Origin of the sequence: Microbacterium sp. (genome assembly GCF_047972865.1) — a bacterium.
In the GTDB taxonomy this organism is placed as follows: domain Bacteria; phylum Actinomycetota; class Actinomycetes; order Actinomycetales; family Microbacteriaceae; genus Microbacterium.
The window spans coordinates 1-2,319 of the sequence record NZ_JBKEAY010000111.1 but is presented as its reverse complement, the minus strand read 5'-3'; the positions used below and the strand labels follow the sequence as shown (position 1 = coordinate 2,319).

3 protein-coding genes are annotated in these 2,319 nt (G+C 68.2%); all 3 read right to left on the bottom strand.

The genetic code is table 11. The annotated features are described in order from the left end of the window. Window positions 1–108: 108 nt before the first annotated feature. The 3 genes from ACK5KK_RS07095 to ACK5KK_RS07085 all read right to left on the bottom strand — a co-directional run bounded on the left by ACK5KK_RS07095 (window position 109) and on the right by ACK5KK_RS07085 (window position 2,211). Window positions 109–945, bottom strand: a complete 837-nt coding sequence (locus ACK5KK_RS07095) for a tyrosine-type recombinase/integrase (RefSeq protein ID WP_416889389.1) — start codon at window positions 943–945, stop codon at window positions 109–111. A 562-nt stretch (window positions 946–1,507) separates the two neighbouring features. Further along, entirely contained in the window at window positions 1,508–1,927 is a 420-nt protein-coding gene (locus ACK5KK_RS07090) for a type II toxin-antitoxin system VapC family toxin (protein ID WP_416889388.1), read from the bottom strand. Further along, window positions 1,924–2,211: a FitA-like ribbon-helix-helix domain-containing protein gene (locus tag ACK5KK_RS07085; protein ID WP_416889390.1), complete on the bottom strand. Its 288-nt coding sequence runs from the start codon at window positions 2,209–2,211 to the stop codon at window positions 1,924–1,926. Before ACK5KK_RS07085 ends, ACK5KK_RS07090 begins: the two co-directional genes overlap by 4 nt. Between the last annotated feature and the right edge of the window lie 108 nt (window positions 2,212–2,319).

The window sequence follows — 2,319 nt, the reverse complement described above, 5'->3', positions numbered from 1 at the left end:
CTGCTAAGGTGGAGTCCCCTCACGGGGACCGTGGGTTCAAATCCCACCGTCACCGCCAAAATCCTTGGCTAGAGCCCGTTTCTTGCGGCTCGCCGGGGGGCGTCGAGGTCAGCGTCCGAGGCTCGGGCCGCGCTGGGTGACCCCCAGGTGACCCCCATCGACGCCGAAGCTCTCGGCGGCGGCCAGGCGGCGGATGTGGTCGCGGCGCTGGCCTTCTCCGAGGACGTGCGCGTAGACCGCCAGGACGGTGCGCGCCTCGTCGCCCAGGTACTCGGCGACCTCGTGGACGGGCGTGCCGAGGCGCAGCCAGGTCGAGGCGGCGTAGTGCCGGAGGGCGTGGCGGCGGACGCCGAGCGGGAACTTGCGGGCGACGCCGACCGAGAGCTGTCCGCCCTGCTGGTTGGTGAATAGGTAGTCGTCTGCGGACTTGCCGGCGGCGTACTGGCGGAAGATCGCCAGCGCGCGCGGGGACAGGGGCACCGGGCGGGTGCCGCGCCAGGACTTCGGAGCCTTCTCGTCGTAACCGTCCGAGTGGGACCGCTCGACATGGAGCTGGGGCAGCGGAATCTCGGAGAGCCAGTAGACGCGGATCGCGCGGACCTCGCCCCAGCGCACGCCGGTCAGCGACATGAACTCGAACACGTCGGCTATGTCGCTCCGCCGCTCGCGCAGGACGGCGAGCACCGCAGCCACCCGGCGCGGCGAGGGAATCTCGTTCGGGCTGACCGCGCGCTGGACGACGATGCTCAGTTCGGGCACCTTCTTCATGGTCCGCACCGGATGGGGCTGGTGCAGGAGCCCCTGCTCGTCCGCGTAGGTGAACAGGGCGCTCAGGGTCGTCTTGGCCCGCGCGACCGTCGAGGGCTTCTTCCCGCCGCGCAGCTCTGCGAGCAGGTGGCCGCGAATGTCGTCGGCCTGGATCGTGGCGAGCGGCCGGGCGAGCATCGCTTTCGGATGCAGCGTGCTCTTGGAGACCCTCGACTCGCGCCGGCGTTTGAGCGATTCTGCTCAGCATCTCACCGAAGTAGGCGGTTCGTGCATGAAGCACGTGGAACAAGTCTTCAGGACTCGGATCTGCGATCCACGCCAGACCGAGTGCCGTGAGTTCGACGCTCCCGCTCCCGCTGTCGCGCTTCGTGAGTCCCAACGTGCCTATCTGCTTTTGGATTCGATCGACGGATGATGAGTCGCCAACCAGTTCAGACTCGCCTTCGCCAGCGAGAGCCTTCAGGACTTCGAGGAGGGTCGCCACCTGTGCCTCTGCGCCGCCCGGCAGCGAAGGCGCGGTCGTGGCCAAGTCTCGCCACGGCGGCCGGGTGATGCTCAAAGTCATAGACAAACAGTAGTGACTATCACGGACACCGTTGGGAGGTCGATATCGACGCTCTTATCGCCTCAGGTGATTGCATCCGACCGATAAGCGCCTGAGTAATGCCTCGTGTAGGCGGTTGCTTCCGGAGACTGCTGAGCACTCTGCTCCGGAGTGCTGCTCCAATTCGCGCTGGAATCAGCGGATCTGCCAGGGGTTGATCAGCTCGATGCCGGTGTCCACGAAGTGCTGAATGTTCCTGGTAGCGACGGCGAAGCCGTGCGCTGCGGCCGTCGCGGCGAGGTAGCCGTCCGCAGCCGGCAGAGGTCGGCCTGCGGCGCGGGCAATCACTGCCATGTCCGCGTAGCGGCGCGCGGCCTCCTGATCGAAGGGGAGCACCCGGCTGGGGAACAGCGCCAGCAGCCGGTCGAGCGCCCGCGCCAGTCGGTCCTTCCTTGCCCCGGCGGGTAGGGCACCGATGCCGAACAGCAGCTCCGCGAGCGTCACGCTCGACAGGTAGAGCGTGTCCGCGGCCTGTCCGTTGAGCCAGCCCACCACATCGGGGTTCGGCTTGGGCCGCATCGCCTCGGAGACGACGTTCGTATCCAGGACGATCACGGCAGCGTCAGCGGCTCCGCCGGGGTCCGGTCGCGCACCGAGTCCAGCGTTGTCACGTCGTCGTCGGTGAGCGCGAGGTCGCGCCCGAGCGAGGCCAAGGCGTCGCCGAGCAGGAGCCGCTGGGAGGGCACGAGTGCGGCGCTCAGAATCTCACGCACCTCCGCCTCCGCGCTGCGGCCGTGCGCACGCGCCGCGCGCGGTGTACCTCGTCGGGAACGTTCCGAACAGTCAGGCCGGTCATCGCTCCACCTCCAACGCGGGTGACAGCAACTAGCAGGTTGCAGTCATAGGCGATCGGGGTCTCGATGTCCTCGGTGCACCGACTCCGCGCGACTGAGACGGCGCCTGCGCCCCGGCTTCGCCCGTGTTTCCCGGCGTCTCGTCGCTCTCAG

Bases quoted from the DNA above. Each gene is read 5' to 3' on its own strand.
- ACK5KK_RS07095 (WP_416889389.1), bottom strand. From the start codon at position 945: ATGCTCGCCCGGCCGCTCGCCACGATCCAGGCCGACGACATTCGCGGC.